Origin of the sequence: Sphingobacterium sp. HJSM2_6 (assembly GCF_049316305.1) — a bacterium.
Taxonomy (GTDB): Bacteria; Bacteroidota; Bacteroidia; order Sphingobacteriales; family Sphingobacteriaceae; genus Sphingobacterium.
In genome coordinates this window covers 392,546-418,975 of the sequence record NZ_JBMOXB010000001.1, presented here as the reverse complement: position 1 = coordinate 418,975, position 26,430 = coordinate 392,546, and the positions used below count along the sequence as shown (strand labels likewise).

Genomic DNA, 26,430 nt, shown 5'->3' with positions numbered 1-26,430 from the left:
GTAATTTTGTTTGCAATTAATTGTTCAAAAAAATAAAAATGAAGAAAATCACATTATTATCAGCTATTGCTGCTTTAGTTTTAGCATCATGTGCAGGAAACCCAGAAGGTAAAAAAGCAGAGACTAAGGATTCAGTAGCTACTACGAATGAAGTAGTTGGTACAGGATTAACTATAGATGCAGCAAGTTCTAAAGTTGTATGGACAGGTACTAAAGTTACTGGTAAACATACTGGAACTGTAGCAGTTAAATCTGGTTCATTAAATGTTGATCAAGGTGTATTGACCGGTGGTAACATCGTGTTGGATATGACTACTATTGGTTCTACGGATTTAGAAGGTGATACTAAAGGAAAATTAGATGGTCATTTGAAATCTGAAGATTTTTTCGCTGTTGAAGCATTTCCTGAAGCAAGTTTTACTATCACTGAAGTAAAAGCTGGAGCGACTCCTGCTGATTTAGTAGTGGCTGGTAACCTAGTTATTAAAGGCATTAGTAAAAACATCACTTTTGACGCTAAAGTTGCAGAATCTACTGCTACAGACTTCAAAGCTACTGCAAACTTTAACATCACTAGAGCTGATTGGGGTGTAAATTACACAGGTAAAGCTGACGATTTAATTTCTAAAGAAATTAACTTTGATGTTAACCTTGTTGCTAAAAAATAAGAATCTCTTTATAATAGGAAAGCCTTCGCATTCGCGAAGGCTTTTTTTTTTTAATAGGTTGCTGAAAATAGGTTTGCAGGGGTGTTACAGAGGATAAATTGCACAAATTTGATTATTAACCTTATTTTTGTGGCTTAGAAGGTGAAAAGCTAATGAAAATAACACTCATTTGTATTGGTAAAACGGATGATAAATACATTGTGGAAGGGATTGATGTTTATCTTAAACGCTTGAAGCATTACGTTAATTTTACTAAGATTGAAATACCGGATCTGAAGAATAGTAAGAATTTATCTGAACTTCAGCAGAAGGAGCGCGAAGGACAATTAATACTAAAGCAACTCAGTAATCAAGATTATATTATTTTGCTGGATGAACGAGGGAAAGAATTTAGTTCTATAGGTTTTTCCGGCTTTTTAGAGAAACAAATGGTTTCCAGTGTAACGAGTTTAGTGTTTATCATTGGAGGGCCGTATGGCTTTTCTAACGAGTTGTATGAGCGTGCTAACCTGAAGATCTCTTTATCAAAAATGACATTTTCACATCAGATGATTCGTCTGTTTTTTATCGAGCAATTGTATAGAGCCTATAGTATAATGAGAGGTGAACCATATCATCATGAATAAAATTTTATGTAAATTGTATAATATTTACATCTTATAATAAATAAAAGGAGGAGCTATGAACTTAGATAAATTTAAAAGAGAGTATAAGTATAAAAGCCAAGAAGGTGCTCATGGTCAAGATGTCAATAAATGGATTATCATTATAGGTGGAGCATTGGTGGTATTGATTGCCTATTTAATGAAATAAGCAACGAGAAAGTTAAGTTTGATTGTCTTTTGTAAGAAAATTGAATTGCTATTGGGTTGATTTTCAAGTTTTTGTTTTGATAATTATTTTAAAAATAATTAAAAAAATTAGTTAATAGAAGTTTTTAATTGACTGAAAGTGTAAAAAAAATAAGGCGATACGGGGAGTATCGCCTTAAAATCACACTAACTATTAATAAAACCCTATAGAACTAGGTGTTTTCAAAACATAGATCTTGAAACGCTATTTTCATATCATTTCCAAGACCCACTGTAAAAGTAAAAACCTTTTATTATAAAATCAAATAAAAGTTGCAACATTTATATTATAATTGAATTTTGTCTCTTATTTTTAAAAATTCAACCCACGCAACTTTATCGGTTTTAAATGTAAGTTCATTTTCGTTCAAATCTAATCTTGGGATTAATCGAAAAGCCTGTAATTTCCCCTCAATTGATTTTTCGGTAAAATCGAATGAATTTTCCCTAATATTTAAATTTACGGTATTTAATGCTTTGACTAAATAATATATGGAAATGATTTGACTTTCATTAAAACTCGATTTTTCAAAGAAATCTGTCGTATAGATATGTTTTATTACTTCTATCTGCATCCCAGTTTCTTCTAAGTATTCTCTTTTTAGGGCATCGATTATTCCTTCCCCATATTCAAGTCCTCCTCCAGGAAATTTAGTGAATGAGACATTTTCCGTACGTTCATCGCTAATCAGTACTTCATCTCGATCATTCATTAAAATGCCATAAACCCTAATATTAAATAAAAACATAGATTTAATTATTTTACCTTCTTAGTTCAGTTTTTTTGCTAAAAAGTTTATTTTATTATTTTTTTTTGATTGTAACAGATTATATTTAAAGGTTGCTAAACAAAATTATTAAATAGGTTCGAACCCATTTTCAATTTGTTCTGAAGCTATTCCAACTAAAGAGTAATGCTTTGGTAAGAACCAAGCCAAGGTATTCATGGCATGTTGATACTCTTTAGCATTCGAAAAATTGCTTGGAGTTAAGTTAAAAGCTAAATCTTGGGAGACTTTGGTTTCATCTTTATAATTTCGAGCGATTAACATGAGCATCGGGTTTTTTACACCCATATACTGTAAGTATTCTCGAATATGTTTACGGGCATAACTAGGTAAAATATCTTCTGAAGGTTGGCCAACTAGTAGTTCTTCATCGGCCCCTATCGCAAAATCTTTGCTGTTTAGGGAGAATAAGTGTTCTTCGGTATAAAACTCCTCATTTAATGCCAAGTTGAGGATATCGCCATAGGTAAACATCCAATCGGGTTGGTCTTTATGTGCATTAATGGCGATTCCAAAGCCATTTTGCAAGATCGTTCCTAATTTTTGGTTGATGACGAAAGCTTGGAAGTTTTCACCTGGCTCTACCGTCCTTACATTAAAATAGGGAAAACCTTCCGAACTAATCATGACATCGGGATTCGATAAAACTAAATTGCTGTCGGAGATGTTTGCTATGAATTCCTCAACCCAACGGTTGTCTCTTTCTTCCAATGGAATTGTTATAAGGCTGTTGATCGTGATTGTTTTTTCCAAATCACCTAAATTACCAGCACCAGCATGGGCATCAAAATAATGTATCGTACTCATAAAGATTCTAAAAAATACGGTTAAAAGTACTGAATATTGTGCTAATGTTAAGTGTTTAATTAAAATTTAGCGGTGATAAACCTAAAGTTTGACTAAGATAAACAGGTTAATTTTACTATTTTTGAAAAAAAAGGAAACACGTTCATGTCAGATTTAAATACGACAAGAGTAGTGCAAAATAACTCGGCAAAAATCAGCTACGAGGAATTTCGTCATTTACTTATTACGGACTATAAATCAGCTGTAGAAAGTCGATTTGTTAGCTTGTTAGGAAGGAAGGAAGTTTTAACTGGAAAGGCGAAATTTGGGATTTTTGGTGATGGGAAGGAGTTAGCACAATTAGCATTGGCTAAGGTTTTTCAACCTGGCGATTGGCGCTCAGGATATTATAGGGATCAAACACTCGCTTTTGCTTTAGGCATCAGTACGATTTATAATTTTTTCTCACAATTGTATGCGCATCCAAGTTTGGATGCGGATGTTTCTTCGGCAGGAAGACAAATGGTTGCGCATTTTTCTACCGCGCTATTGGATGAAGAGGGGGATTGGCTAGATCAGACAGCGCAAGTCAATGGTTTTTCTGATATCTCCACCACCGGTGGCCAAATGGCTCGTGTATTGGGCCTTGGTCTTGCATCTAAACTTTATCGGGAGAACCCCAATTTATCGCATAAATCAAAATTTTCTAAAGAGGGTAAAGAAGTGGTGTTTTGTACTATCGGAAATGCCTCTACTTCGGAAGGTGTGTTTTGGGAAACGGTAAATGCGGCAGGAGTTAAGCAAATTCCAGTTGTTATTTCGATATGGGACGATGGTTATGGTATTTCGGTACCTAATGATGTGCAAACGACTAAAGCAGATATTTCTTTATTGCTTCAAGGATTTCAAGAGAATGAATCGGGTGCTGGGTTTCAAATTTTCAAAGTGAAGGGTTGGGACTATGCTGGATTGTGTGAGGTCTATGAAAAAGCAAGTGACTATGCTAGGGAGTATTCTAAGCCTTGCTTGGTTCATGTAACTGAAATGACGCAACCTCTAGGGCATTCTACTTCTGGATCTCATGAACGTTATAAAACCAATGATCGTTTGTCTTGGGAACTAGAATATGATTGTAATGTTCGCATGCGCCAATGGCTTTTGGAGTCTGGAATGGCGTCTGAAGAGGAGTTAGTGGTCCTGGAAGCTGAAGCTAAGAATTTTGTAAGACAGGAGCAAAAACGAGCTTGGACTGATTATGTTAAAACATTGCAAAAGGATTGGGAAGAAGCGATTCAATTATTAAAAACAATTAACCATCATTCGGTGGAATTGCCGCTGAAAACTTTGCTTTCTTTAACTGAACCTTCTTTAAAAGAAGTGTATGTGAATGTTAGGAGAGTGGTTAGGGAATTGAGGGGAGTGGATGCTGCAGGAAAATCGGAATTGTTAGCATGGTATGAATCTAAAAAGGAATTAAATCATTTCCGATTTAATGATAAATTATTTTCAAGCACGAAATTTAGCCCACTATTGGTAGAGGAAATATCCCCAATTTATGCGTCGGATGCAGCTATCGTGGATGGTAGGGAAGTGTTAAATGCTTGTTTCAGAGCAAATTTTGAAAAGGATGCTCGTTTGGTTGCTTTTGGAGAAGATGTAGGTAAGATCGGTGATGTTAATCAGGGTTTTGCAGGTCTTCAAGAAGAGTTTGGTGATCAACGTATTTTTGATACAGGAATTCGGGAATCTGCAATTATCGGTAAAGGGTTGGGATTGGCCGTTCGAGGCTTTCGTCCTATTGCTGAAATTCAATATCTTGATTATTTGATATATGCCATGCCGGTATTGAGCGATGATTTAGCTAGCTTAAGTTACCGTACGAAAGGTCGTCAAAAGGCACCTTTAATTATCCGTACTAGAGGACACCGTTTGGAAGGGATTTGGCATTCAGGCTCTCCTATGTCGGTATTATTGGGTGGTTTGAGAGGTTTGCATATCTGTGTGCCTCGAAATATGACGCAAGCTGCTGGTATGTACAATACATTGCTAAGATCGGATGAACCTGCTTTAATGATCGAATGCCTAAATGGTTATCGATTGAAGGAAAAAATGCCTGATAATGTTGGAGAATTTACCGTTCCTATAGGAAAGGCTGAACTTATCCGAGAGGGATCGGACTTAACGGTGGTTTCATATGGATCTACGTTAAGAATTGTTCAAGAAGCTGCAATGGAATTGGATAAAATGGGTATCTATATAGAAATTATCGATGCACAATGCTTGCAACCATTTGATAGAGAGCATATATGTGCTCGGTCATTGGAAAAAACAAATAAACTATTAGTGGTGGATGAAGATTTTCCAGGTGGCGCTTCTGCATTTTTAAGTCAACAAATTTTAGAAGCTCAGGGAGGCTATTATTTTCTTGATGCACAACCTAGAACGCTTAGTGCTCAGGCTCATCGTGCTCCTTATGGTTCTGATGGAGATTACTTCACGAAACCTGCGGTAGATGATGTTGTTGAAGCCGCTTATAAAATGATATCAGATAATAATCCTAAAATATTTCCTCCTATTTATTAAGGAGGAAATATATTATATTATGATTAATCGTTTGAAAATAAAGAGGCAGCACCAATTATAGCTGCATGCTCTTGAAACTTTCCAATTTGAACATTGAAATCTTTTAATATGGATTTGTCAGGAAAGATAGTATCCCAAGCCTTGATGATATTTCCGCCAATAATAAACGTATTACATGCATACTTTTCACTGAAAAACGTAAGAAAATCAATTAAATTTTCTCGATATTCACTCATCATCACTGATAAAGCTGGATGATTAGGATGATTTTCGATTATTTCTCTTAGGCCATCCTCCTTAATTTCAGCTAAGTCTTCAAAACGGTTTACAAACCATCTAGTAACTAAATACTCTTCAAATATGCTTTCTTTATAAGGGGTATCCCATAAGTTAGCATCAAATGCTTTATCCCCATTATTCCATACAGCACTACCCAAGCCGGTGCCTAGAGTTATTCCGAGTATTCTCTCTTGATTTTCAAGTCCAGCCCCAAATACCTCGCCTTGCAAAAAAGCTGCAGCATCATTTATATATTTAATATCTATTTTTGAGTTTCCAAGACCTTCCAGTATAGGTTGACTGACTTGTATATTATAAATACTATCGTATTTTGATTGGCCCTTCATTAAGGCGATTCCTTTATCATAATCAAAAGGTCCTGGAGCGGCAATTCCAATGTGACTGATAATAATCCCAAGTTTAGCCATACAATCTTTCATGTTTGAAGTCCAATCAAGAAAAATCGATTTAGCATTTTCAAGTGAATTTACTTGAGAACGTGTTATTGTATTATCAACAATTGTCCAATTGGATTTATCTACAATGGCAGATGTTATATGTGATCCACCGATATCACAAGATAGGATATAATCGTTATTATGCATTATTTAGATACGCATTATATTTTAAAAGGTGATCAGCAATCACTAATGCAGTCATAGCTTCTACTATTATTACTGCTCGAGGCACAACACAAGGGTCATGTCGACCTTTTCCTGATATACTGGTTGTGTTTCCTTGATCATTAATAGTTGCCTGATCTTTCATAATTGTTGCAACAGGTTTAAATGCTGTTTTAAAGGTGATATCCATGCCATTGGAAATCCCCCCCTGTATCCCACCAGAAAAATTGGTTAAAGTTTTAATTTTGTTATTTTCGTTTACAAATATATCATTATGTTCAGAGCCTTTCAAATAAGAACCGTCAAATCCTGAGCCATATTCAAATCCATGAACAGCGTTGATGCTCATCATGGCTTTAGCGAGGTCGGCATGTAATTTATCAAATACGGGTTCTCCAAGCCCCACAGGTACGTTTCTTACAATAGTAGATATTCTTCCACCTACAGTATCGCCATTTTTCCTTATGGTATCGATGAATTCTGCCATTTCATGTGCAGTTGCAGGATCTGCTGCACGAACGATATTATTTTCCCTAATTTCTAGTAATTGTTGAAGATTTGAACTATCAATATTTGGTGCTTCTAAGTGACCTACACCAGATACATGTGCAAATATTTCTATTCCAAATTTCCTTAAGTAAATTTTAGCAATTGCTCCAGCTGCGACGCGTGCTGCAGTTTCACGAGCCGAAGATCTTCCACCTCCACGGTAATCGCGGATGCCATATTTTTTCTGATAAGTAAAATCTGCGTGGGAAGGTCTAAATTTATCTTGGATATGGGAATAATCTTTAGAACGTTGGTCTTCATTAGGAATTAAGATTGCTATAGAAGTACCTGTAGATTTTCCTTCAAATACACCAGATAAAATTTGAGCTGTATCTGATTCCTTTCGTTGAGTTGTAATTTTAGATTGGCCTGGTTTTCGTTTATCTAATTCCGATTGGATAAATTCTTCATCAATCTCCAACATGGAAGGACAACCATCAATTATAACTCCGATAGCTTTTCCATGGGATTCGCCAAATGTCGTTATTCTAAAAATATCACCAAAAGAATTTCCTGCCATATTGTTGTAATGCTCGTAAAGATATAAAAATAGATGTTAATTATTCTAGCAAAATTATGTTAATAAATCAAAATTTTGATTGCTTAAATGTTTCCAAAAATCAGGATAAGATTTCTCTACAACCTGTGGATCTTCAATGCAAATTTGGTCAAAAACTAATGCTAGAGGTGCAAAGGCCATAGCCATACGATGGTCTTCATAGGTTGCAAATTTCAGATTTCCGGGATCGTGAACTTTTTCAGTTTTTAAATGGTAAACGTTTCCATCGGCAATCAATGCTGCGCCAAACTTAGCAATTTCCGTTTGCAATGCTGCAATGCGATCGGTTTCTTTTATTTTCAAGGTCTCCAATCCTGTAAAAGAGACTTCTTTTTTTAGTGCTGCTGCGATAACCACAATAGTTTGTGCCAAATCTGGACATTCCTTAAAATCAAATAAAGTTTTATCACTTTGTAAATCTGATTTTTCTAAATGTAAACCATCAGATTTAAATGTAGAATTAACTCCGAAGTGACTCATGATTTCAATAATCGCAAAATCACCTTGCAAGCTATTTTCTTTAAGTCCAGGCAGAACGATATGTGCATTTTGTGCCAAGGCTACTATAGCATACCAATAGGAAGCGGCGCTCCAATCGGGTTCAACATAAATCGTAGTCGATTGGTATGCTTGAGGATTAATCTGTATGCTATTTGTGCTAAATTCAGATTCAATTCCACATTCCTTTAGCATCGCTAATGTCATGCTCACATATGGTTTTGAAGTCAATTCGCCTTCAATTTCTAGCTTTAAACCTTTTTCAAGATTTGCAGCAACAAGCAATAAAGATGAAATATATTGACTGCTTATGTCACCTTTGATAGTTACCTGATCCTTGCTTTGGTACATCCCACCTTCAATTAGAAGAGGGGGGAAGCCCACCTTATTTTGATAATGAATTTCTGCGCCTAGGTCTTTCAATGCATCCACTAATATCCCAATTGGGCGTTGTTGCATTCTTTCGGTACCTGTAAGGGTAAATTTACCAGGGATTAAGTTTAAATAGGAAGTCAAAAATCTCATAGCTGTTCCTGCAGGACCAATATCTATCAGGGTATTTTCCTGGCCAGCATTTTCAGCTAGTTTCAAAGCAGCCTCTAAAGTAACCGTATCTGCGGCTTCAGATAAATTCTGAATTTCCACTAATCCATTACTTAGCGATCGAATAATCAGGGCACGGTTACTTTCAGATTTTGAGCCTGTTAATTGAACCGTACCTTGAATATTTTTTGTATGATGTTTTATTACGATGCTTTCAGCAGACATTTTTAAGCCTCCGTTACAGGGTTAGCATTCATGATTTCATTTTGCTTACGAATAGATTCGTTATGCAATAGTTCCAGATACTTCACTGTAAATTCTTCACTTAAGTTTAACGCTTTCGCTAATTGAACACGTTTCTGAACAATTTCGTCCCAACGGCTCACTTGTAAAATCGTAACGTTATTATCTCTTTTGAATTCACCAATTTTCTCCGCAATTTTCATACGGTCACCGATTTGTTTAATGATTTGATCATCTAATTTATCGATTTGACCTCTTAATTCCGCTAATTTATCTTCAAATGCAGGATTGTTAGACTCTGGTTTACGAATCGATAAATGATCCAATAAATCCGCTAAAGCAGCAGGAGTAACCTGTTGTTTTGCATCTGTCCAAGCTACTGAAGGATCGATGTGCGATTCGATAATCAAACCTTGCATGTCCATATCCATCGCTTTTTGAGTAACATAAGGAATTAATTCACGATTACCACAGATATGGCTAGGGTCGTTAATTATAGGAAGTTCAGGAACAATAGTTTTTAATTGAATTGCTAAATCCCACATAGGTTCATTACGGAAAGCCGTTTTTTCGTAAGAAGAGAAGCCACGGTGAATTGCACCAAGCTTTTTAATACCAGCTCTATTTACACGTTCTAAAGCACCTAACCATAATGATAAATCAGGGTTTACAGGGTTTTTAATTAAAACTGGAACATCAACTCCTTGCAATGCATCCGCAATTTCTTGAACAGTAAAAGGGTTAGCGGTCGAGCGAGCACCAATCCATAAAACATCAATACCTGCAGCTAATGCTTCTTCCACATGTTTCGCGGTAGCAACTTCAGTCGCAGTTAATAAGCCAGTTTCTGCTTTAGCGCGTTTCATCCATTCCAAACCGATACTTCCGATACCTTCAAATTCTCCTGGTCTTGTTCTTGGTTTCCAAATACCGGCGCGTAACACATTAACTTTACCTGTATTTGCCAGTAAATGCGCGGTAGATACCAATTGCTCTTCTGTTTCTGCACTACAAGGTCCAGCTATAATTAAAGGTTTATCACCTGTATCGATCCATGATTTTAATGGTAGAATGTCTAATGAATGTTTCATTTTATAATCGTTTAATATTTTTAGTATAATTTGCGTTAAATTTTTTCATTTTTAAGGTATTCTCCCATGATGCTGAAGTTTACCGTGTGTTTCAACACTTTGCGTATAGCTGCGTCATAATCAGCTTGTTTTTTCCATTCTACGTCTACATAGAAGTCATATTCATTTCTACGGCCAACCACAGGCATAGATTGGATTTTACTAAGATTTACATTTTGCTCAGCAAAACATTGCAATACAGTCGCTAATGCGCCGATGCTATGGGGAGTTTGGAAAGATAAAGAAGCTTTATTGGCATTTTTTTGTTCTTCCAATTCATTCGATAAAATCAAGAAGCGCGTAGAATTCTTCTTATTAGTTTCGATTCTTTTTTCTAAAATTTCCAATCCATATAATTTAGCCGCAGCTTCTGAAGCAATGGCAGCTGTGTTTTTTAATTGTTCATCAAAAATTTTCTTTGCACAAGCAGCCGTGTCCATTCCTTCTTTAATAATCCATTCTGGATGGTCACTTAAGAATTCATCGCATTGGCGAATGGCGATTGGATGTGATTCTACAAATTGAATATCTGACATTTTAACACCTGGATATGCTAAAAAATGTTGTTGAATGTTTAAATGAACTTCTCCGATAATGTGAAAGCGATAGTCTCTTAATAAATTATAATTCGGTAAAATGCTGCCAGCAATGGAGTTTTCTATTGCCATCACGACATAATCTGCCTTACCTAATTTCAACATTTCGCATGTTTTCTTGAAAGAAGAACATTCTATGGTTTCGATTTCATTACCAAAATATTTATAGGCAGCTTCCTCATGAAAGGAGGCTTTTACACCTTGAATGGCAATCTTCGTTTTATCACTCATTATTTTTACGCTTATCTACTGTGTATTTTGTTTCAAAAAAAAAGCCCCTTACTTTTTTGGCAGGGACTCGATATCTTAATTTACATATACTATACTAGTCCCTGCTCTTATTTTTAAAATAAAAGAACCAAAAATTTGTATAGTTATATTGTACTTGCATTCCTGTTAAATTGTTTTCAAATATAGTAGAATAAATAATAAGTACAAAATGTTTTCAAAATAAATATTAAATAAAGCATTTTTTAATCAATTTTTGCATTAAAAATAAGGTTAAAAAAACATCAAAAATATCATTAAAAATACCTGTTTTTTACTGTTTATTTTTACCATATTTTGTTAATTTTTAAAGCTTATTGCTAGTTAATATGTTTGTAATGAGCTTGTTGGTTGATATTTACTTGTAATTATTGTTTTTATTTTCAATTATTTTAAGCGTGTTTTTTTACTAAAAAATGAGCCATTTTATTTATTATTTTTAAGTAAATATTAAATATTAAATTAGTGAAATTGGATGAGTTTACTTAGTAAATAGCTGAAATTTTGAACTGTATTTTTGAATAATTTAATCCAATATTTTTGTTTTTTGTCAAAAAAAGCTGTGTAAAAATTTTACTTTCAATTCACAGGATTTAATAATTCATATCTAAAACACCTATGAAATAGCGGCTTTTCAAGATTAAGTCCGGCATTATGGATATATTTGTAAAACTCAATTGGAGCCATCAAAACAGTTTTGTAAAAGGGTTCATTTTATATCCAAATGGTGTAAGGGCTATGTTATATGTACTATTTAGTGTTTTATGTTCTGTTACAGTTGCTGTAATTATCAAGTTTGCTAAGCAGCAGCGCATTAATTATTTACAGTTAATTGTCTGGAATTATCCTATTGCATTATTATTGACATATACTGTACTTAAACCAACACTGCTACCTTGGGATAGTAGCTTAGCATGGCATTTGTATATTCCATTAGGCCTATTACTTCCAAGCATATTTTTCTGTATAGCTTTAGCCATTCGATATTCAGGTATTGTCAAAACAGAGGTCGCTCAGCGATTATCCTTGTTTATTCCATTGTTGGCTGCCTATTTTTTCCTAGGAGAACAGATCGGTGCAAATAAATTGATTGGTATCGTGGTGGGTTTGTTAGCCATTATATGTTCGATTGGTTGGACGAGGACATCCCAAATTGAATCCTCCTACAAAATGATTTATCCCTTGGCTGTATTTTTTGGTATGGGGATCATCGATGTCTTATTTAAACAAGTTGCTACCCTATCATCGATTTCGTATATGTCCTCTTTATGGATCGTATTTACCTTAGCTTTTATCTTTGCATTAGGTCTTTTAATGTATTTATTATTGGTAAAAAAGCAGAAATTAGATACTAGAGCCATACTCTATGGTGCTTTATTGGGCGTTTTTAACTTTTGGAATATTGCATTTTATATGCAAGCCCATCAAGCATTACCAGATAGTCCTTCTTTGGTATTTACCGGGATGAACATAGGGGTGATTACTGTAGGGGCTTTGGTGGGAGTCTTAATATTTAAAGAGAAATTAAACATATTAAATAAAATAGGGATAATTTTGGCCGTTGTTGCGGTTTTGTTAATTGCGTTGCTGTGAGTTTATTTGAAGATACCTATCGTACTATTTTAGCTCCCGTAGAGGGAGTTTTTCGTGATAAAGGAAGCAAATTTATTGCTTACGCTTATCCATTTCAGAAAGAAGAAGCCATAAAAGATATTATTGCACAGTTAAAAAGCATGCATCCTAAAGCAAGGCATCATTGCTGGGCATATCGATTAACAGTCGATCGATCTGTTTTTCGTATCAATGATGATGGAGAGCCTTCAGGAACGGCAGGTAGACCGATTTTAAATGTGTTATTATCCAACGATTTGACGAATGTGTTAGTGGTTGTCGTCCGATATTTTGGTGGAACATTACTAGGGGTTCCAGGTCTGATCAATGCCTATAAATCGGCAACAAAAGAAGCTATTGACCTCGCAGAGGTGCTGACTTGTACGGTCAATGATGTATACGAGTTGCAGTTTGATTATTTACAGATGAATGATGTCATGCGCATCGTTAAGGATTCCGATTTGAAAATCTATAGTCAAGAATTTGATACGAGTTGTAAGTTGCAATTTGAAATTCGTAAATTACAAGTAAATGAAATTCTGGGCAGGTTTGAGAAAATAGAAGGTGTTAATTTACGATTTATACGGACCATATGATTAATGATGCTGAACTAATTTTGAATGCCGATGGTAGTATTTACCATCTCAATTTAAAACCCCATGAAATTGCGGATACCATTATTTTTGTTGGAGATCCAGATCGCGTAACGGAAGTTTCCAAATATTTTGATAGCATAGAAATAAAAAAAGCCAAGCGCGAATTTATTACCCATTCGGGAAGTTTAAATGGAAAAAAACTTTCGGTCATCTCCACAGGCATTGGAACCGATAATATTGATATCGTACTTACCGAATTGGATGCTCTTGTCAATTTTGATTTTAATACCAGGGCATTAAAAAGGGAGATGAGTTCCTTAGATATTGTCCGAATTGGAACTTCAGGTTCTATTCAAGGAAATATAGCGATGGGCACTATCTTAGCAAGCGAATATGCTATCGGTTTTGATACCCTGATGCAATATTATAAAAAGACAGACATGCCTGAAGAGTTAATCCTTCAAAAGGAAGTTATCGAATTTTTTGATGAACTTACTTTCAAACCTTATGTCGCGCATGCTTCCCCCAAGTTGCTAAATTTACTGGCTTACGATTTACCGAAGGGAATAACAATGACTGCTCCCGGATTTTATGGGCCCCAAGGTAGAAATTTACGGTCTACCAATATGTATCCTAATTTAATTCGAAAAGCTAATATGTTTAAATTTGATAACAGGCAAATTACGAACCTGGAAATGGAAACTGCCGGTATATATGCATTAAGTAATATGTATGGGCATCACGCTATTTCTATAAATGCCATATTAGCCAGTCGTGTCCAAGATACTTTCTGTCATAATCCTGCAGAAATAGTGGATCAGGCCATTCAATTGGTGTTGCAAAGGCTTACCGCTAAAAGCTAACTAGCCCTTTCCTTGCCGAATCAAATCGTAGCATAATAAACAACAGGATCGTAAAGGACCATAATGAGGATCCTCCATAACTGATGAACGGTAATGGAATCCCAATTACTGGAACAATGCCTATAGTCATCCCTATATTTATAAAAAAGTGAAAGAATAGGATAGAGGCAACTCCATAAGAATATATCCGTGCGAAGGCTGTTCGCTGTCGTTCAGCAATATTAACTATTCGTAATAGTAAGGTGATGTAAATAGCTATTAACGCCACAGAGCCTACGAACCCCCATTCTTCACCTACGGTACAAAATATAAAATCGGTACTCTGCTCTGGAACAAAATTGTATTTAGTTTGGGTACCATTTAAATAACCTTTTCCAAACAATTGTCCTGATCCTATCGCAATTTTTGATTGATTTAAATTATACCCATGTCCTTTGGGGTCATCTATTTTTCCTAAAATAATATCAATGCGACTACGTTGGTGTGGCTGTAAAATTTGTTCGTAAACAAAATCAACGCAGAGCACATACATAGAAGAGACCACAAAGAGTATGGCCATATTGATCACATTCTTACGTTTTTTCCGCATGATAAATGCAAAAAAACCACAGATTAAAAGGATGATCCCAATGATGATCCATTGATTCAATAGCAAGGCCATTACGAATAAGAAAATGGCTAAACCACCTATTATTAAGACTGCCGAACTAATATATCCTTCTCTATAAAAAACGAAAATTAATGAAAAGAAAGCTAATGCTGAACCTGTATCAGGTTGTAACATGACCAATGCCACAGGGAATAATACGATTAAAGCTCCGATCAATAAGGTCCTTACATTAGGGTTTTTATTGGTTTGATTACTTAAATAATAGGCTAAAAGTAAACAGGTCGCCAACTTTCCAAATTCCGAGGGTTGTAACCTAAAGCTGCCTAAAGGGATCCAAGCTTGATTTCCACCAACATTTCTTCCAACTACCAAAACAGCGATCAATAGAAGGATAACGATAAAATAAATTATCGGTGCCGAGGATATAAAAAACCGAGAATCAATAATTAAGATGCAAATCCCAATGATAAATGCGGTAAATATATAAATGGATTGTTTTCCATAGTTTGTGGCCAAGTTAAATAATCCTGGATTGTCTGGATCATAAACGGCAGCATGGATATTAAACCACCCTATCAAACACAATCCTAGCCATAAGCCTATCGTTAACCAATCGATTCTGCCAAAAAAACTTTTTTGTTGAATGGAATTCATGTTATCTTCTTACTTGGCTATGATGTACTAATAAACTGCTGGACGGCTCTTTTCGCTTAGGATCTAGGGCTGTAGATTGTAAAACCTTTTTTTCAACGGCTGAACTGCTGTCTTTTTTTATCGTTTCTTCTTTTTTAATAACCTTTTTAGGTTTTGGTAATAAACTACCATTATAAATACGATCCTGTATATGCTTAGGTAAAGTAATGGTGTCTTTTAAATATTTTTCTACCAACATACTCGCAATTGGTGCTGCCCAAGTACCTCCATACCCCGCATTTTCAACAAATACAGCGATGGCAATTTTTGGATTTTCACGAGGGGCAAAAGCAAAGAATACGGCGTGATTATCGCCATGAGGGTTTTGTACAGTTCCTGTTTTACCACACATTTCTATCCCATTAATCCGGGATGCTGCACCTGTTCCTCCTTGATTCACCGCTTGGCTCATACCTTCAATAACCGGTTCGTAAAATTTAGCGTCAACTCCTGCAAATACTTTTTCCGTAAACTCCTCCTTAACGATTTTCTGATCGCCAATTGCCTTAATTAAATGTGGCCGAAAATAAAATCCTCTGTTGGCAACAATTGCCATAATATTTGCCATTTGCAATGGGGTTATACCCATGGCATCTTGCCCAATAGATAAGGAAATATTGTATCCAGAGCGCCATTTATTGCTCTTATACCGGCGTGTGTAAAAATCTGAAGTAGGAACAAGCCCTGGTTTTTCACCAGGTAGGTCAATACCTAATTTGGTGCCCAATCCAAATTTTAATAAACCTTCACGCCAAAGATCATAAGCTTCATGGCTTGCCATTCCTCGGCCATCGATCATTTTAGCAAATACATGTCCATAATACGTGTTGCAAGACATTTTGATGGATTTTATTAATCCAGTGGAACCATCCACATGTGTACAGCGCATGATGGCTCTACCGCCTCCATAACGATATCCGCCGGGACAAAAGAACACCGTCTGTTCATTAATTACATTGGCTTGTTGCGCGGTTAAGGCTGCTACTACTTTAAAGACGGAACCTGGAGGGTAGGAGGCCTGTATGGGACGAACAAACATAGGTTTGGTTTCGTCATTCAACATTTTCATGTAATTATTGCCTTTCTCCCGCCCAACCATTAAGTTTGGATTGTAAGATGGACTACTAACAAAGGTGAGAATTTCTCCCGTGGAAGGTTCTATTGCTACAATTGAGCCCAATTTATTCTTCATTAATTGTTCTCCTAGCATTTGCAATTCTTTGTCTAAGGAGGATACTAATCCATCCCCAGTTACGGCTAATGTATCGTACTTACCTTCCATAAATCGACCTTGCGGTCTATTTAGCGCATCGACCATCATGTTTTTTACGCCTCGTTTTCCGCGTAGGAGTTCTTCATAAGATCGTTCAACTCCAGAAGCACCTATGTAATCCCCAGGTCTGTAGAAACCATTGGATCGCGTAATATCTCGATCGTTTACCTCTTGAATATAACCTAAAAACTGGGAAGCTATACTGTCTGGGTAATTTCTTACCGTTCTGTTTTGGACATAGAACCCACGAAACTTAAACAAATGCTCCTGTAAACGCGCATAGGTTGTAGCGGATAATTGCTTCATAAAGTCAGAAGCTCGATACGGGGAATGTGCTCTAGCTTTTTGAATTCTTTTAATGAAATCTGCTTTATCGATGCCTATTAGATCACAAAAAAACAAGGTGTCAATATCTTTTACTTCGCGTGGCGTTACCATCAAATCATAAACCGGCTCGTTTTGTACCAAGACTTTTCCATTTCGATCTAAGATGACCCCTCTTGCTGGATACACAATAACTTTCCGCATCACATTGTTATTCGCAGATAGCAGGTACTTGTCATCGATAACTTGCATATAGAATAGGCGAGCCACAATAACTAAGGCTATTGCAATGAAAATACCTTGAATAACAAACTTGCGATTAAAAAAACTATTGTTCATGAATATATGAATTCCAGATTAATTACCCAGTAACCTTGATTTTCTCTTATATATTAATAGGCTGATTAACATAATTAACAATATAGTAAAAATACTACTTAATAATATACTTAACAAGGTGTTTAAATAATTTGCGAAACTAAAATATTCCACATGGATCAAGATCAGATGATGAATCAAGGTGCCGATGGAAATGTATGGCAGAAACCACTTAAGGCCCATATTACCCAAGGAGGGAGTTTCAGAGGTTCCTCGGATATCAACATCCAGCGTAATGGTATGAAAAAATATTCTAAACCAAATCAATCCTACACAAGCCGCGGCATGTACCCCTAAGGAATCGTAAAATGCATCTACACAAATTCCAGTAAGGAATGCAAAAACATACAATAGAAAATTGGGCGTATTAATGGGTAGTAAAAATAAAATTAAGATGTAAGGGAATGGACTAGCTAGATTATAGTATCCAATATTTTTAAACAAGACCACTTGGAGGGCTATAAAAATAACAAAGCGAAGAAGGTTGTATATGATTATTCTACCCATTGTTGTCGTTTGTTATTTCTTCCAATTTGTTTTTTTCTAACTCCAATAAATCTTTGACCACATAAACATGGTTTAAATTGCTAAAATTGGTGTTCAATTTAATTTTAATATCTAGAAAACTCTCTCCTGAAGTGATGCCCGTTTCCTCAACCTTGCCGATTTCGATTCCTTTTGGAAATAAAGAAAAACCAGAGGTATATATTTTTTGACCTTTTTCTACTTTTAAATGATTTGGAATATCGCGAACTAGGGCAAATCGGGGATCTACATTATTTCCCCAGACTAAGGAGCCAAATACATTAGTCGTGTCCAAGGTTACCGATATCCGGGTATCTGGATGCAATAAGGATTGGATTGTACTGAAATGTTCAGAAACATGCAGCACCATCCCAACCACGCCAGTCGAAGTGATTACGCCTAAACCAGATTCTACACCGTCTTTTGAGCCCTTATTGATGGTTATAAAATTGCTTTTTTGGTGAACACTATTGTTAACCACTTCAGCAACCGTAAATTGATAGCGATTTAGCGCTATGGAATCGATGAGTTCGACGTGGTTATTACTATCTTTCAATAAGAAAGCTTGTAGCTGTTGCCTAAGTTGTGCATTTTCCTGAGCTAAATTTTTATTAGTCTCGTCTAAGGAAAGGTAGCTTTTCCAAGAATTCAATTTACTGTAAAAGGATCCTACGACAACATGAGAAGAATTTAAGTAAGTTGATCGTTGAAAACGATTATGCTGAACAACTAACAAGAGCGAAATAATAAAAAATAGAATAAACCAAAAAAAGGCATTATATCTTACCAAGAATAGCCAAAGGTTTTTCATCGTTGTTCGCTGTTAATAAGTACGCGATATAACATAAGGTATTACATTATATCGCGTATAGAATACATTTATATGTTGATTATTGCATTAAAAACTTGAATCTTCCAATATTTTTTAAGGCAATTCCAGTTCCACGTACTACAGCACGTAATGGATCTTCGGCGACATGAACTGGTAACTTTGTTTTTGCTTGAATACGTTTGTCTAAACCTCTCAATAATGCTCCTCCTCCAGTTAAATAAATACCTGTTTGGTAGATGTCTGCAGATAACTCTGGTGGGGTAATTTCTAAAGCTTTTAAGATAGCTTCTTCAATTTTTGAAATTGACTTATCCAAACAATGTGCTATCTCGGTATACGAAACCGTGATTTGTTTAGGAATACCTGTCATTAGATCACGTCCTTGAACAGCGAAATCTTGAGGTGGATCGCTTAATTCTGGTAATGCGGCACCAACTTCAATTTTGATTTTCTCAGCCGTACGATCACCAATCATGATGTTATGCTGTCTACGAATATATTGGACAATGTCAGAGTCAAAATTATCCCCTGCTACACGAATGGATTGATCGCATACGATACCTGATAAGGCAATTACTGCAATTTCAGTCGTACCTCCACCAATATCAATAATCATGTTTCCTACAGGTTCTTCTACATCGATCCCTATACCAACTGCAGCAGCCATAGGTTCGTGGATTAAATACACCTCCTTCGCACCTGCAATTTCTGCTGAATCCCGTACAGCTCTTTTTTCAACCTCCGTAATTCCTGAAGGAATACAAACCACCATACGTAAAGAAGGAAAAAACCATGATTTACCTTTGTTTATCAATTTCACCATGCCTCGGATGAGGTGCTCTGCAGCTGTAAAATCTGCAATTACTCCATCACGCAATGGGCGAACTGTTTTGATATTATCATGTGTTTTACCCTCCATTTGCATAGCCTGACGACCGATAGCAATTACCTTATTTGTCGTCCTATCGAATGCTACAATGGATGGTTCATCAACTACTACTTTATCATTGTGAATGATTAGGGTGTTAGCTGTTCCCAAGTCTATAGCAACTTCTTGCGTAAACCAATTAAAAAGCCCCATTTGGATGTGAAAATATAAATTAAATTTTAAATGCAAACCTAATGAAAAAAAATGGTTTTATAAGGAATACTCCTAGATAAAAATCTTTTTTTAACAAGTAAAAATTTTATTTTTTTAGATATGGTATTGCTAACGATTTTAAGCGGATTTTATTGTATAGAAACCCCTATATAATAATTGAAAGTGTCTACTTTAAAGCTTGCTTTAGTCAGGCCTTCTATTTTGTAAGATTGAAAATTTGACTTTGGTTCGATGCGTATTTTTTTACCGTCTTTATCAAAAATATGTACGGGCATTGTGAATCCTTTCACTTCAGAAATCCATCGGATCATAAAGGTTGATGGCCTGACCTCGATCACCTCTAAAGTAGGAATACTTTTATGCTGAATATATTGTTCAAATGCCTTATCTAATTTGATCCCAGTTTCCTGATTCATGTACGTTAAAATATCTTGATAATCTACTGTTTGATGGTAAAATTGTTTGTTTAGCCCGCGTAATATGGAGCGCCATTTGTCATCATCATCCAACATCGTTCGGATCATATTATGGAAGACTCCACCTTTGTTATACATATCTCCAGAACCTTCTTTATTTACCCCGTAAGGGCCTTGCAGCGGGAGATCATTGGCAATTCCTTTACGGTTTCCATTCACATAGGCTTGACTGGCTTCCTTGCCATAAAAATAATCGATAAATAAGGCTTCTGAATAATTCGTAAAACTCTCATGGATCCACATGTCTGCTAAATCTTTTGCGGTTATATTGTTACCAAACCATTCATGTCCAGATTCATGGACAACGATAAAGTCCCACTTCATTCCCCATCCAGTGCCAGAACCATCCCGCCCTAAATACCCATTCATGTATTTATTGCCATAGGCTATCGCACTTTGATGCTCCATACCTAGGTGAGCTGTTTCCACCAGTTTATAGCCATCTTCATAAAATGGGTATGGTCCAAACCAATGTTCCAATGCTTTCAGGGTTTCTTTTGCATTTTTCTTTAGATGTTCAATTTTGGAAGCATTTTCTTTTAACACATAGTAGTCCAAGGCCAAATTGCCTTTTTCTCCAAGATAGGTTTCTTTGAAATGCGCATAATCGCCAATATTTAACGCAACATTATAATTGTTTATGGGGTTATCAACCTTCCAATGGTATTTGCTGTAGTTGTTTTTTAGCTTTTCTGTTTTTATTAAACGACCATTGGAAACATTCATTACCCCATTTGGTACTGCAACAGAAATGAGCATGCTGTCTACCTCATCCGATAAATGATCCTTGTTGGGCCACCACACACTCGCTCCTAAACCCTGACATGCCGTAGCTACCCATGGTTTCCCTTGGCTATCTTTTTTCCAATCAAAACCACCATCCCATGGAGCACGCGTGGCTTGCACTGGATTACCTGAATATTCTACTTTGAAGCTATCTATTTTTCCCTTTTCTAAGTATTGAGGAAAGGTGATAAATACCGCATTATATTCCCGACTAAATGGAATCTCCTTACCCTGATATGTTACGCGATCTACGGATAGGTTATCAAATAAATCAAATTGCAATTTATTAAACCGTTCTACGACTTGGAATTTAAATAAATTACTACCCGCTATGAATTTTTGATCGATGTCTACTTTCACATCTAGATGATAGTATTTTATATCATAACAAGTCCGTAACGGAGTCAACTGTCCACGAAGTGAATCGGCTCGATTATAAAGCTCTTTTGCTTTCATCAATTGTGCGGAAGCGGTATGACTAAAAAATAGAAATATTGCAGAAAGCAATGTAAAGCAAAATTTACTCATGGATTTAACAGTTATATAACCAAAATAATGAAACATGGAATAGTCCTCTAAAATATCTAAATTTTAGTTTAAGGTAATATATTATTGTTTTTTTCTGGAATTGAAATATTGTGTTATTTCATCAAGGCTGAAAGCATTTAAGCATTTTTCCTTATTCAAACCGCCTTTTCGAGCTACATAAACGCCGTATTCCATATCCAAAAATCCTTCTTTACGGTGAGCATCAGGATTTATGGATAGTAATACTCCTTGTTCCAAAGCATATTGATGCCATCTCCAATCCAAATCCAATCGTAAAGGATTGGCATTGATTTCGATGACAACTTGATTTGCTGCACAAGCGTCGATGACCTTCTTGAAGTCAATGGGATAGCCCGATCTGGACAGCAATAGTCGGCCTGTAGGATGTCCCAAAATACTGGTATACGGGTTTTCAATAGCTTTTATTAGGCGTTCCGTTGCCTTGTCTTCTTGCATTTTTAAGTTAGCATGTATGGAGGCAACCACGAAATCAAATTTTTCTAGTATTTCATCTGCATAATCGAGTGATCCATCGCTTAAAATATCAGATTCTATCCCTTTAAAAATCTTAAATGGTGCTAAACTTTGATTCAGTTGGTCGATTTCCAACCATTGTTGTTCCAATCGTTCAACGCTTAGTCCATTTGCATAAACAGCTGTTTTGGAGTGATCACAAATCCCTAAATAGGTTAATTTTAATTCCTCTTTGCAGTATATGGCCATATCTTTTAAACTGTGTACGCCATCGCTATAAGTCGAGTGGTTATGAAGACTTCCTTGAAGATCCTCATAGTTGATTAAAGTAGGGAGGGTATTTAATGATGCTTTTTCAATCTCTCCAAATCCTTCTCGTAGTTCAGGCTCAATATAAGCTAAACCAAACGATTGGTAAATCGCTTCTTCGGAGCTTAAATTTTCGATAGTGCCCAATGCTTGAATTTGTTGAATATGAGTCTCTGAACCGGTGCTTAACAACAGGTTCTTGTAAAATGATTCAACACTTGTAAAGTTGATTTGAAAGGGAATACCGAATTGATCTTTAAAGCGTATAAAGTCTTGGGATAGTTCTACTTCGATTTCAAAATCTAACGCATGTAAATTCGATTCGAATTCATCCTTATTTCCAGAAATAAGGATATGAACCTGTTGCAATACTTCTGATTTCCGACGGTAATCGCCTGTGAAACTTTTTTTAGCTAAGGGGAAAGCTTTTTCTAAGCTATCCATGACCGCTTCTGCTGCAGGTTTTGTCTTTGCATATAAAATCCAACCTTGATTTGCAATGGAAAATTCAATCGCTTTTTTAATATCCTCTTGTGTCTTTAATCCAAATCCTTTCGCTTCAATCAAGCGGTTTTCATTACAGGCATAATACAATTCACCAACAGATTCAATGTGTAAGTCCTGCCAGATTATTTGTACTTTTTTAGGGCCTAACCCTTTAATTTTTAATAGGTCAATGATCCCTTCGGGCGTTTTGTCTTTTAATCTTTCCAATTCTGGAAAAGTTCCAGTTTGAATAACTTGCATGATCTTTTCTGCAGTGCTTTTTCCCACAGCGGGTTGTTCACTCAATGCTTCCAAATTGGAATCTGCTGCCTTAAAGGGGAGTTTGTCTATTCGGAATGCCGCACCTGCTATTGCTTTGGTACGAAATGCGTTTTCTTGATGTAGCTCCATCAATTGGCCACACAATTTAAATATACTCGCTATCTCTTTATTTGTCATGTTCAATTATCCTTGTGAATCCTCAAAATTACAAATCTTGAGGAAGTATTCCCTTGTATTTAAAAATTACTAAACGCTTTTCTTTCTTTTTCAAAAGGGATCCTTTTACAGCAGAAGCTCCTTCTTGAAGGCGAGATTACTACTGTTTATTATTTTGATGCTGCTTTTTACGAAGCCATGGCTACTTGGAAGCCTAAAAGATTTATAGTTGAAAAAATAAATGGGGCATAAACCTAGAATGTTTATGCCCCATTTCAATGAAAAAAATCTTGATTATCTTGCGCTTTGTCTTTCTGCTAGATAAGTTTTTCTCAAATCTTGAAGTACATTAGCGTATTGAGGATTATCGATTTCGTTCTTTATTTCATCGGGATCATTTTTCAAATCATATAGTATTTCATAATTGTGCTCTATGAATTTGATGTACTTATAATCTTTGGTTATTAAAGCCTCTGATTGAGGTAATCCTGGTGATCCAATAACCTGATGTTCATAAAAGAATCGATCCCTATTTGCTATTTTACCTGAAATCATGTCCATTAAATTGACACCTTGCATTCCTGTCGGAATCTTAGCTTTCAACATTCCTAAAATAGTAGGAGCGATATCAATGTTTAAAGCAAAACTGTTTTCATTTACTAGTCCTTTTAAACTGGACTCTTGTGGATGATATATAATTAGAGGTACATGGGTACTTTCTTTAAAAGCATTCCATTTTCCCATAATTCCATGTTCACCTAATGAAAATCCATGATCGCTGGTATAAATAATGATGGTATTTTGATCTAAATTCTTTTCTTTTAGTTTAGCAATCAATTTCCCTACAGCCTCATCTACACCAGTTAATGAACGATAATAATCTTTGCTGTTTTTCTGAAACAATTCTTCATTAGAAAAAAAACCAAGCCACCTTTTCCTAGCGATGTTGTCCTCATTTTGAAAAAATGGCGGAAAACTTTTCCAAACCGCAGGATCGGAAGATGCTGCGGTAGGGATGGTAATATCGCTATACAAGTTTTTAAAACGCTCTTGTATTAAATAATGGGCAGGTTTAGTGGCTGTAGGATCTATTTCATGAGCCGAATTAAAATTAAGTTGCATAAAGAAAGGATCTTTTGCTTGGTAATTTTGAATCCATTGGGTCGCTTTTGCGGTGATATTATCGGTATTATGGAGCCCGTTTTCATTCCAAGGAATTTTCGGTGCCCATAAGTCAAAAGCCTCCGTATTTGGAGCTGTACCCACGCCATAAGATCCAATCCATGCCAATCTATACCCATTTTCCTTTAATTGTAAAGGAAGGGTTTGTTTAAAAGAATTTGCTGTAAAGCCTGTGACAAAATCGTTAATACCATGTCTAGCACGATGCTGCCCACTTAATATACTGGCTCTACTTACCGAGCATATCGCTGTAGTCACATGTGCGTTTTTGAAATAAACACCTTGCTTGGCTAATAAATCAATATGCGGTGTTTGAATAAATGTATTGCCGGCAACGCCTAAGGCATCAGCACGATGGCTCTCACCAATGATCAGGAGTACATTCATCGTTGCTTTGTTAGTTATGGGTTCTTGTTTGCTAGTTGTTGCTTTCGCACAAGACATACCCATAACTATCCAAATGACTATAGGTATAATTGGACCGATTTTAATCAATTTGCTATAGAGCAATTGATTATAAGCCATATCCTTCATTTTGGTCAATTTTATTTATTAATACTTGATCGCCTGGAATTGGGGATAACATATGGTAATTTTCTATTGTTTTACCTAAAGCCCGCATCACAGGAACCGCACGATTGGTACGTATTAAATCATACCAGCGTTGATTTTCAAAACAAAATTCTAACCTTCTTTCTTTTTCAATCAAGCTGGTTAATTCCGTTTTTCCTAATCCACTGATGTCATCGATTAAACCCGCTCTTTTTCTAACCAATTCTACGTATGGAATAGCTTCTGAGGTTTTGTTTAATTCATTTAAACTTTCAGCGTACATCAGTAATATATCGGAATATCTTAAGATGGGAAAATTATCTCCACTCCATCCTAAAATTGCGTTTTGAGGTCCTTTATATTTGTTGCAATAAAAGAAATCTGTGACTACGTTTTTCGCGTCTGGTCCAGTCCATTTTCCGATAGATACAGCATATCTTGCATCGTTTGGACTAAAGGCATTAAGTAAATCATTGCTGGGTTTGATCGCAATGTTTACAGATAGATTCACAGCAGGTCTTCCTGTAACGTCTCCTTTGGACGTGGAAGGGGCATTGAAGAATATAAAGGTATTGGCTAATTCGGCCAATGTTTCAGAAAATTGTACTGAAAATAACGTCTCTACGTAATCTTTCTTACCAGGGTTAAATACATCTGCATAATTGGTTAACAACGCATGTTTACCTGAATTAATTACAGTTTTCAAATGCTTTTCAGCATTGGTATAATCCTTTTTTGTTAAGTAAACTTTACCTAATAGTCCGTTTGCTGCAGTTAAACTGGCACGTCCATTTTCGTGTGTGTCACCAGCATTAGCAAAATTATCGGTAGATAAGGTTAAGTCTGAAATAATTTGGGTATACACTTCCTCTATACTGGAGCGTTTTACGCCTACGGCCTCTTGACTGTTAATGGCGGTAACAACTAAAGGAACGCCACCAAACTGCCTTACCAAATCAAAATAATACAATGCCCTCAAAAAATGTAATTCTCCTAAGGAACGAGCTTTTAAATTTTCATTAGTCCAAACATAGCCTGTACTGGCCATAGCTCCTAATGTTTTGTTTACATAGTAAATTCCTTTATAAGAGTTATCCCACAAGCTTTTATGTACGATACTTGCTGAACTCATAAGGAAATTGTCATTTCTACTCTGTTCAATATTCGTATTACTTGGTTGCAAATCCATGTTGTCGGATTTTATTTCAGATACATCCCATTGTACCGTTTTTGCTAAATTCCGCATTGGAATGTAACTCCCGTTTACTAATGAAACAAATTCAGCATCTGTTTTATAGTAATTGGATTCATTTAAGCTTGTTTCTGGATATAAGTTCAAAAAATCATTGGAACAAGAACTTAATAACAAGGCTATGATTGGATAAAATATTTTTTTCATGTCGGATTA

General features: G+C 35.8%; 23 protein-coding genes. 7 read left to right on the top strand and 16 right to left on the bottom strand.

Annotated features, from left to right (window positions below; translation table 11 throughout):
* The first annotated feature begins 38 nt into the window (after positions 1 to 38).
* From ACFRAE_RS01750 to ACFRAE_RS01740, 3 genes are all read left to right on the top strand, one after another.
* Positions 39 to 668 carry a YceI family protein gene (locus ACFRAE_RS01750; RefSeq protein WP_422795392.1) on the top strand — a complete coding sequence of 210 codons (630 nt, stop codon included), beginning with the start codon at positions 39 to 41 and terminating at the stop codon, positions 666 to 668.
* 152 nt (positions 669 to 820) lie between these two features.
* The gene (gene rlmH, locus ACFRAE_RS01745) at positions 821 to 1,294 is read left to right on the top strand and encodes a 23S rRNA (pseudouridine(1915)-N(3))-methyltransferase RlmH (RefSeq protein ID WP_422795391.1); all 474 of its coding nucleotides are present in this window, start codon (positions 821 to 823) and stop codon (positions 1,292 to 1,294) included.
* A 55-nt stretch (positions 1,295 to 1,349) separates the two neighbouring features.
* Positions 1,350 to 1,481: a hypothetical protein gene (locus tag ACFRAE_RS01740; protein WP_422795390.1), complete on the top strand. Its 132-nt coding sequence runs from the start codon at positions 1,350 to 1,352 to the stop codon at positions 1,479 to 1,481.
* Between the two features lie 325 nt (positions 1,482 to 1,806).
* Here ACFRAE_RS01740 and ACFRAE_RS01735 read toward each other — a convergent pair whose 3' ends face one another.
* Together ACFRAE_RS01735 and ACFRAE_RS01730 are read right to left on the bottom strand one after the other, a co-directional pair.
* Complete coding sequence (locus tag ACFRAE_RS01735; protein WP_422795389.1) at positions 1,807 to 2,268, bottom strand: NUDIX domain-containing protein; 462 nt, start codon at positions 2,266 to 2,268, stop codon at positions 1,807 to 1,809.
* 108 nt (positions 2,269 to 2,376) lie between these two features.
* Positions 2,377 to 3,114: a hypothetical protein gene (locus tag ACFRAE_RS01730; RefSeq protein WP_422795388.1), complete on the bottom strand. Its 738-nt coding sequence runs from the start codon at positions 3,112 to 3,114 to the stop codon at positions 2,377 to 2,379.
* A 144-nt stretch (positions 3,115 to 3,258) separates the two neighbouring features.
* On the opposite strand from ACFRAE_RS01730, the gene ACFRAE_RS01725 reads away from it, so the two are divergent.
* The gene (locus tag ACFRAE_RS01725; protein ID WP_422795387.1) at positions 3,259 to 5,676 is read left to right on the top strand and encodes an alpha-ketoacid dehydrogenase subunit alpha/beta; all 2,418 of its coding nucleotides are present in this window, start codon (positions 3,259 to 3,261) and stop codon (positions 5,674 to 5,676) included.
* 23 nt (positions 5,677 to 5,699) lie between these two features.
* On the opposite strand, the gene ACFRAE_RS01720 is transcribed toward ACFRAE_RS01725, so the two are convergent.
* From ACFRAE_RS01720 to ACFRAE_RS01700, 5 genes are read right to left on the bottom strand one after another with little or no spacing between them, the layout of a single operon-like run.
* Entirely contained in the window at positions 5,700 to 6,560 is an 861-nt protein-coding gene (locus ACFRAE_RS01720) for an ROK family protein (RefSeq protein WP_422795386.1), read from the bottom strand.
* Positions 6,553 to 7,647 (bottom strand): chorismate synthase, encoded by a 1,095-nt coding sequence (aroC, locus tag ACFRAE_RS01715; protein WP_422795385.1) that lies wholly within the window; start codon positions 7,645 to 7,647, stop codon positions 6,553 to 6,555. Before aroC ends, ACFRAE_RS01720 begins: the two co-directional genes overlap by 8 nt.
* Before the next feature lie 54 nt (positions 7,648 to 7,701).
* Positions 7,702 to 8,952: a 3-phosphoshikimate 1-carboxyvinyltransferase gene (gene aroA, locus ACFRAE_RS01710; RefSeq protein WP_422795384.1), complete on the bottom strand. Its 1,251-nt coding sequence runs from the start codon at positions 8,950 to 8,952 to the stop codon at positions 7,702 to 7,704.
* Positions 8,953 to 8,954: 2 nt separating this feature from the next.
* Positions 8,955 to 10,061 (bottom strand): chorismate mutase, encoded by a 1,107-nt coding sequence (locus ACFRAE_RS01705; protein WP_422795383.1) that lies wholly within the window; start codon positions 10,059 to 10,061, stop codon positions 8,955 to 8,957.
* A gap of 35 nt (positions 10,062 to 10,096) precedes the next feature.
* On the bottom strand, positions 10,097 to 10,927 hold the full coding sequence (locus ACFRAE_RS01700) for a prephenate dehydratase (protein WP_422795382.1): 831 nt from the start codon (positions 10,925 to 10,927) through the stop codon (positions 10,097 to 10,099).
* A gap of 690 nt (positions 10,928 to 11,617) precedes the next feature.
* On the opposite strand from ACFRAE_RS01700, the gene ACFRAE_RS01695 reads away from it, so the two are divergent.
* From ACFRAE_RS01695 to ACFRAE_RS01685, 3 genes are read left to right on the top strand one after another with little or no spacing between them, the layout of a single operon-like run.
* Entirely contained in the window at positions 11,618 to 12,556 is a 939-nt protein-coding gene (locus ACFRAE_RS01695; protein ID WP_422795381.1) for an EamA family transporter, read from the top strand.
* Positions 12,553 to 13,170 carry an IMPACT family protein gene (locus ACFRAE_RS01690; protein WP_422795380.1) on the top strand — a complete coding sequence of 206 codons (618 nt, stop codon included), beginning with the start codon at positions 12,553 to 12,555 and terminating at the stop codon, positions 13,168 to 13,170. Before ACFRAE_RS01695 ends, ACFRAE_RS01690 begins: the two co-directional genes overlap by 4 nt.
* Positions 13,167 to 14,033 carry a nucleoside phosphorylase gene (locus ACFRAE_RS01685; protein ID WP_422795379.1) on the top strand — a complete coding sequence of 289 codons (867 nt, stop codon included), beginning with the start codon at positions 13,167 to 13,169 and terminating at the stop codon, positions 14,031 to 14,033. The genes ACFRAE_RS01690 and ACFRAE_RS01685 overlap by 4 nt, the downstream gene beginning before the upstream one ends.
* Here ACFRAE_RS01685 and rodA read toward each other — a convergent pair.
* The 9 genes from rodA to ACFRAE_RS01640 all read right to left on the bottom strand — a co-directional run bounded on the left by rodA (position 14,023) and on the right by ACFRAE_RS01640 (position 26,421).
* A complete protein-coding gene (rodA, locus tag ACFRAE_RS01680) occupies positions 14,023 to 15,297 on the bottom strand; it encodes a rod shape-determining protein RodA (RefSeq protein WP_422795378.1) in 1,275 nt (424 codons plus the stop codon). The genes ACFRAE_RS01685 and rodA overlap by 11 nt on opposite strands.
* Position 15,298: 1 nt before the next feature.
* A complete protein-coding gene (gene mrdA / locus ACFRAE_RS01675; RefSeq protein WP_422795377.1) occupies positions 15,299 to 17,272 on the bottom strand; it encodes a penicillin-binding protein 2 in 1,974 nt (657 codons plus the stop codon).
* Between the two features lie 18 nt (positions 17,273 to 17,290).
* The gene (locus ACFRAE_RS01670) at positions 17,291 to 17,818 is read right to left on the bottom strand and encodes a rod shape-determining protein MreD (protein WP_422795376.1); all 528 of its coding nucleotides are present in this window, start codon (positions 17,816 to 17,818) and stop codon (positions 17,291 to 17,293) included.
* A complete protein-coding gene (gene mreC, locus ACFRAE_RS01665; RefSeq protein ID WP_422795375.1) occupies positions 17,811 to 18,647 on the bottom strand; it encodes a rod shape-determining protein MreC in 837 nt (278 codons plus the stop codon). The genes ACFRAE_RS01670 and mreC overlap by 8 nt, the downstream gene beginning before the upstream one ends.
* A 79-nt stretch (positions 18,648 to 18,726) precedes the next feature.
* Positions 18,727 to 19,749 carry a rod shape-determining protein gene (locus tag ACFRAE_RS01660; RefSeq protein ID WP_422795374.1) on the bottom strand — a complete coding sequence of 341 codons (1,023 nt, stop codon included), beginning with the start codon at positions 19,747 to 19,749 and terminating at the stop codon, positions 18,727 to 18,729.
* A gap of 149 nt (positions 19,750 to 19,898) precedes the next feature.
* Positions 19,899 to 21,560, bottom strand: coding sequence for a M1 family metallopeptidase (locus tag ACFRAE_RS01655; protein WP_422795373.1), 1,662 nt, complete (start codon positions 21,558 to 21,560; stop codon positions 19,899 to 19,901).
* An 81-nt stretch (positions 21,561 to 21,641) separates the two neighbouring features.
* Positions 21,642 to 23,309: a helix-hairpin-helix domain-containing protein gene (locus tag ACFRAE_RS01650; RefSeq protein WP_422795372.1), complete on the bottom strand. Its 1,668-nt coding sequence runs from the start codon at positions 23,307 to 23,309 to the stop codon at positions 21,642 to 21,644.
* Positions 23,310 to 23,582: 273 nt separating this feature from the next.
* On the bottom strand, positions 23,583 to 24,995 hold the full coding sequence (locus ACFRAE_RS01645) for a sulfatase-like hydrolase/transferase (RefSeq protein WP_422795371.1): 1,413 nt from the start codon (positions 24,993 to 24,995) through the stop codon (positions 23,583 to 23,585).
* Positions 24,985 to 26,421 (bottom strand): RagB/SusD family nutrient uptake outer membrane protein, encoded by a 1,437-nt coding sequence (locus ACFRAE_RS01640; RefSeq protein ID WP_422795370.1) that lies wholly within the window; start codon positions 26,419 to 26,421, stop codon positions 24,985 to 24,987. Before ACFRAE_RS01640 ends, ACFRAE_RS01645 begins: the two co-directional genes overlap by 11 nt.
* Between the last annotated feature and the right edge of the window lie 9 nt (positions 26,422 to 26,430).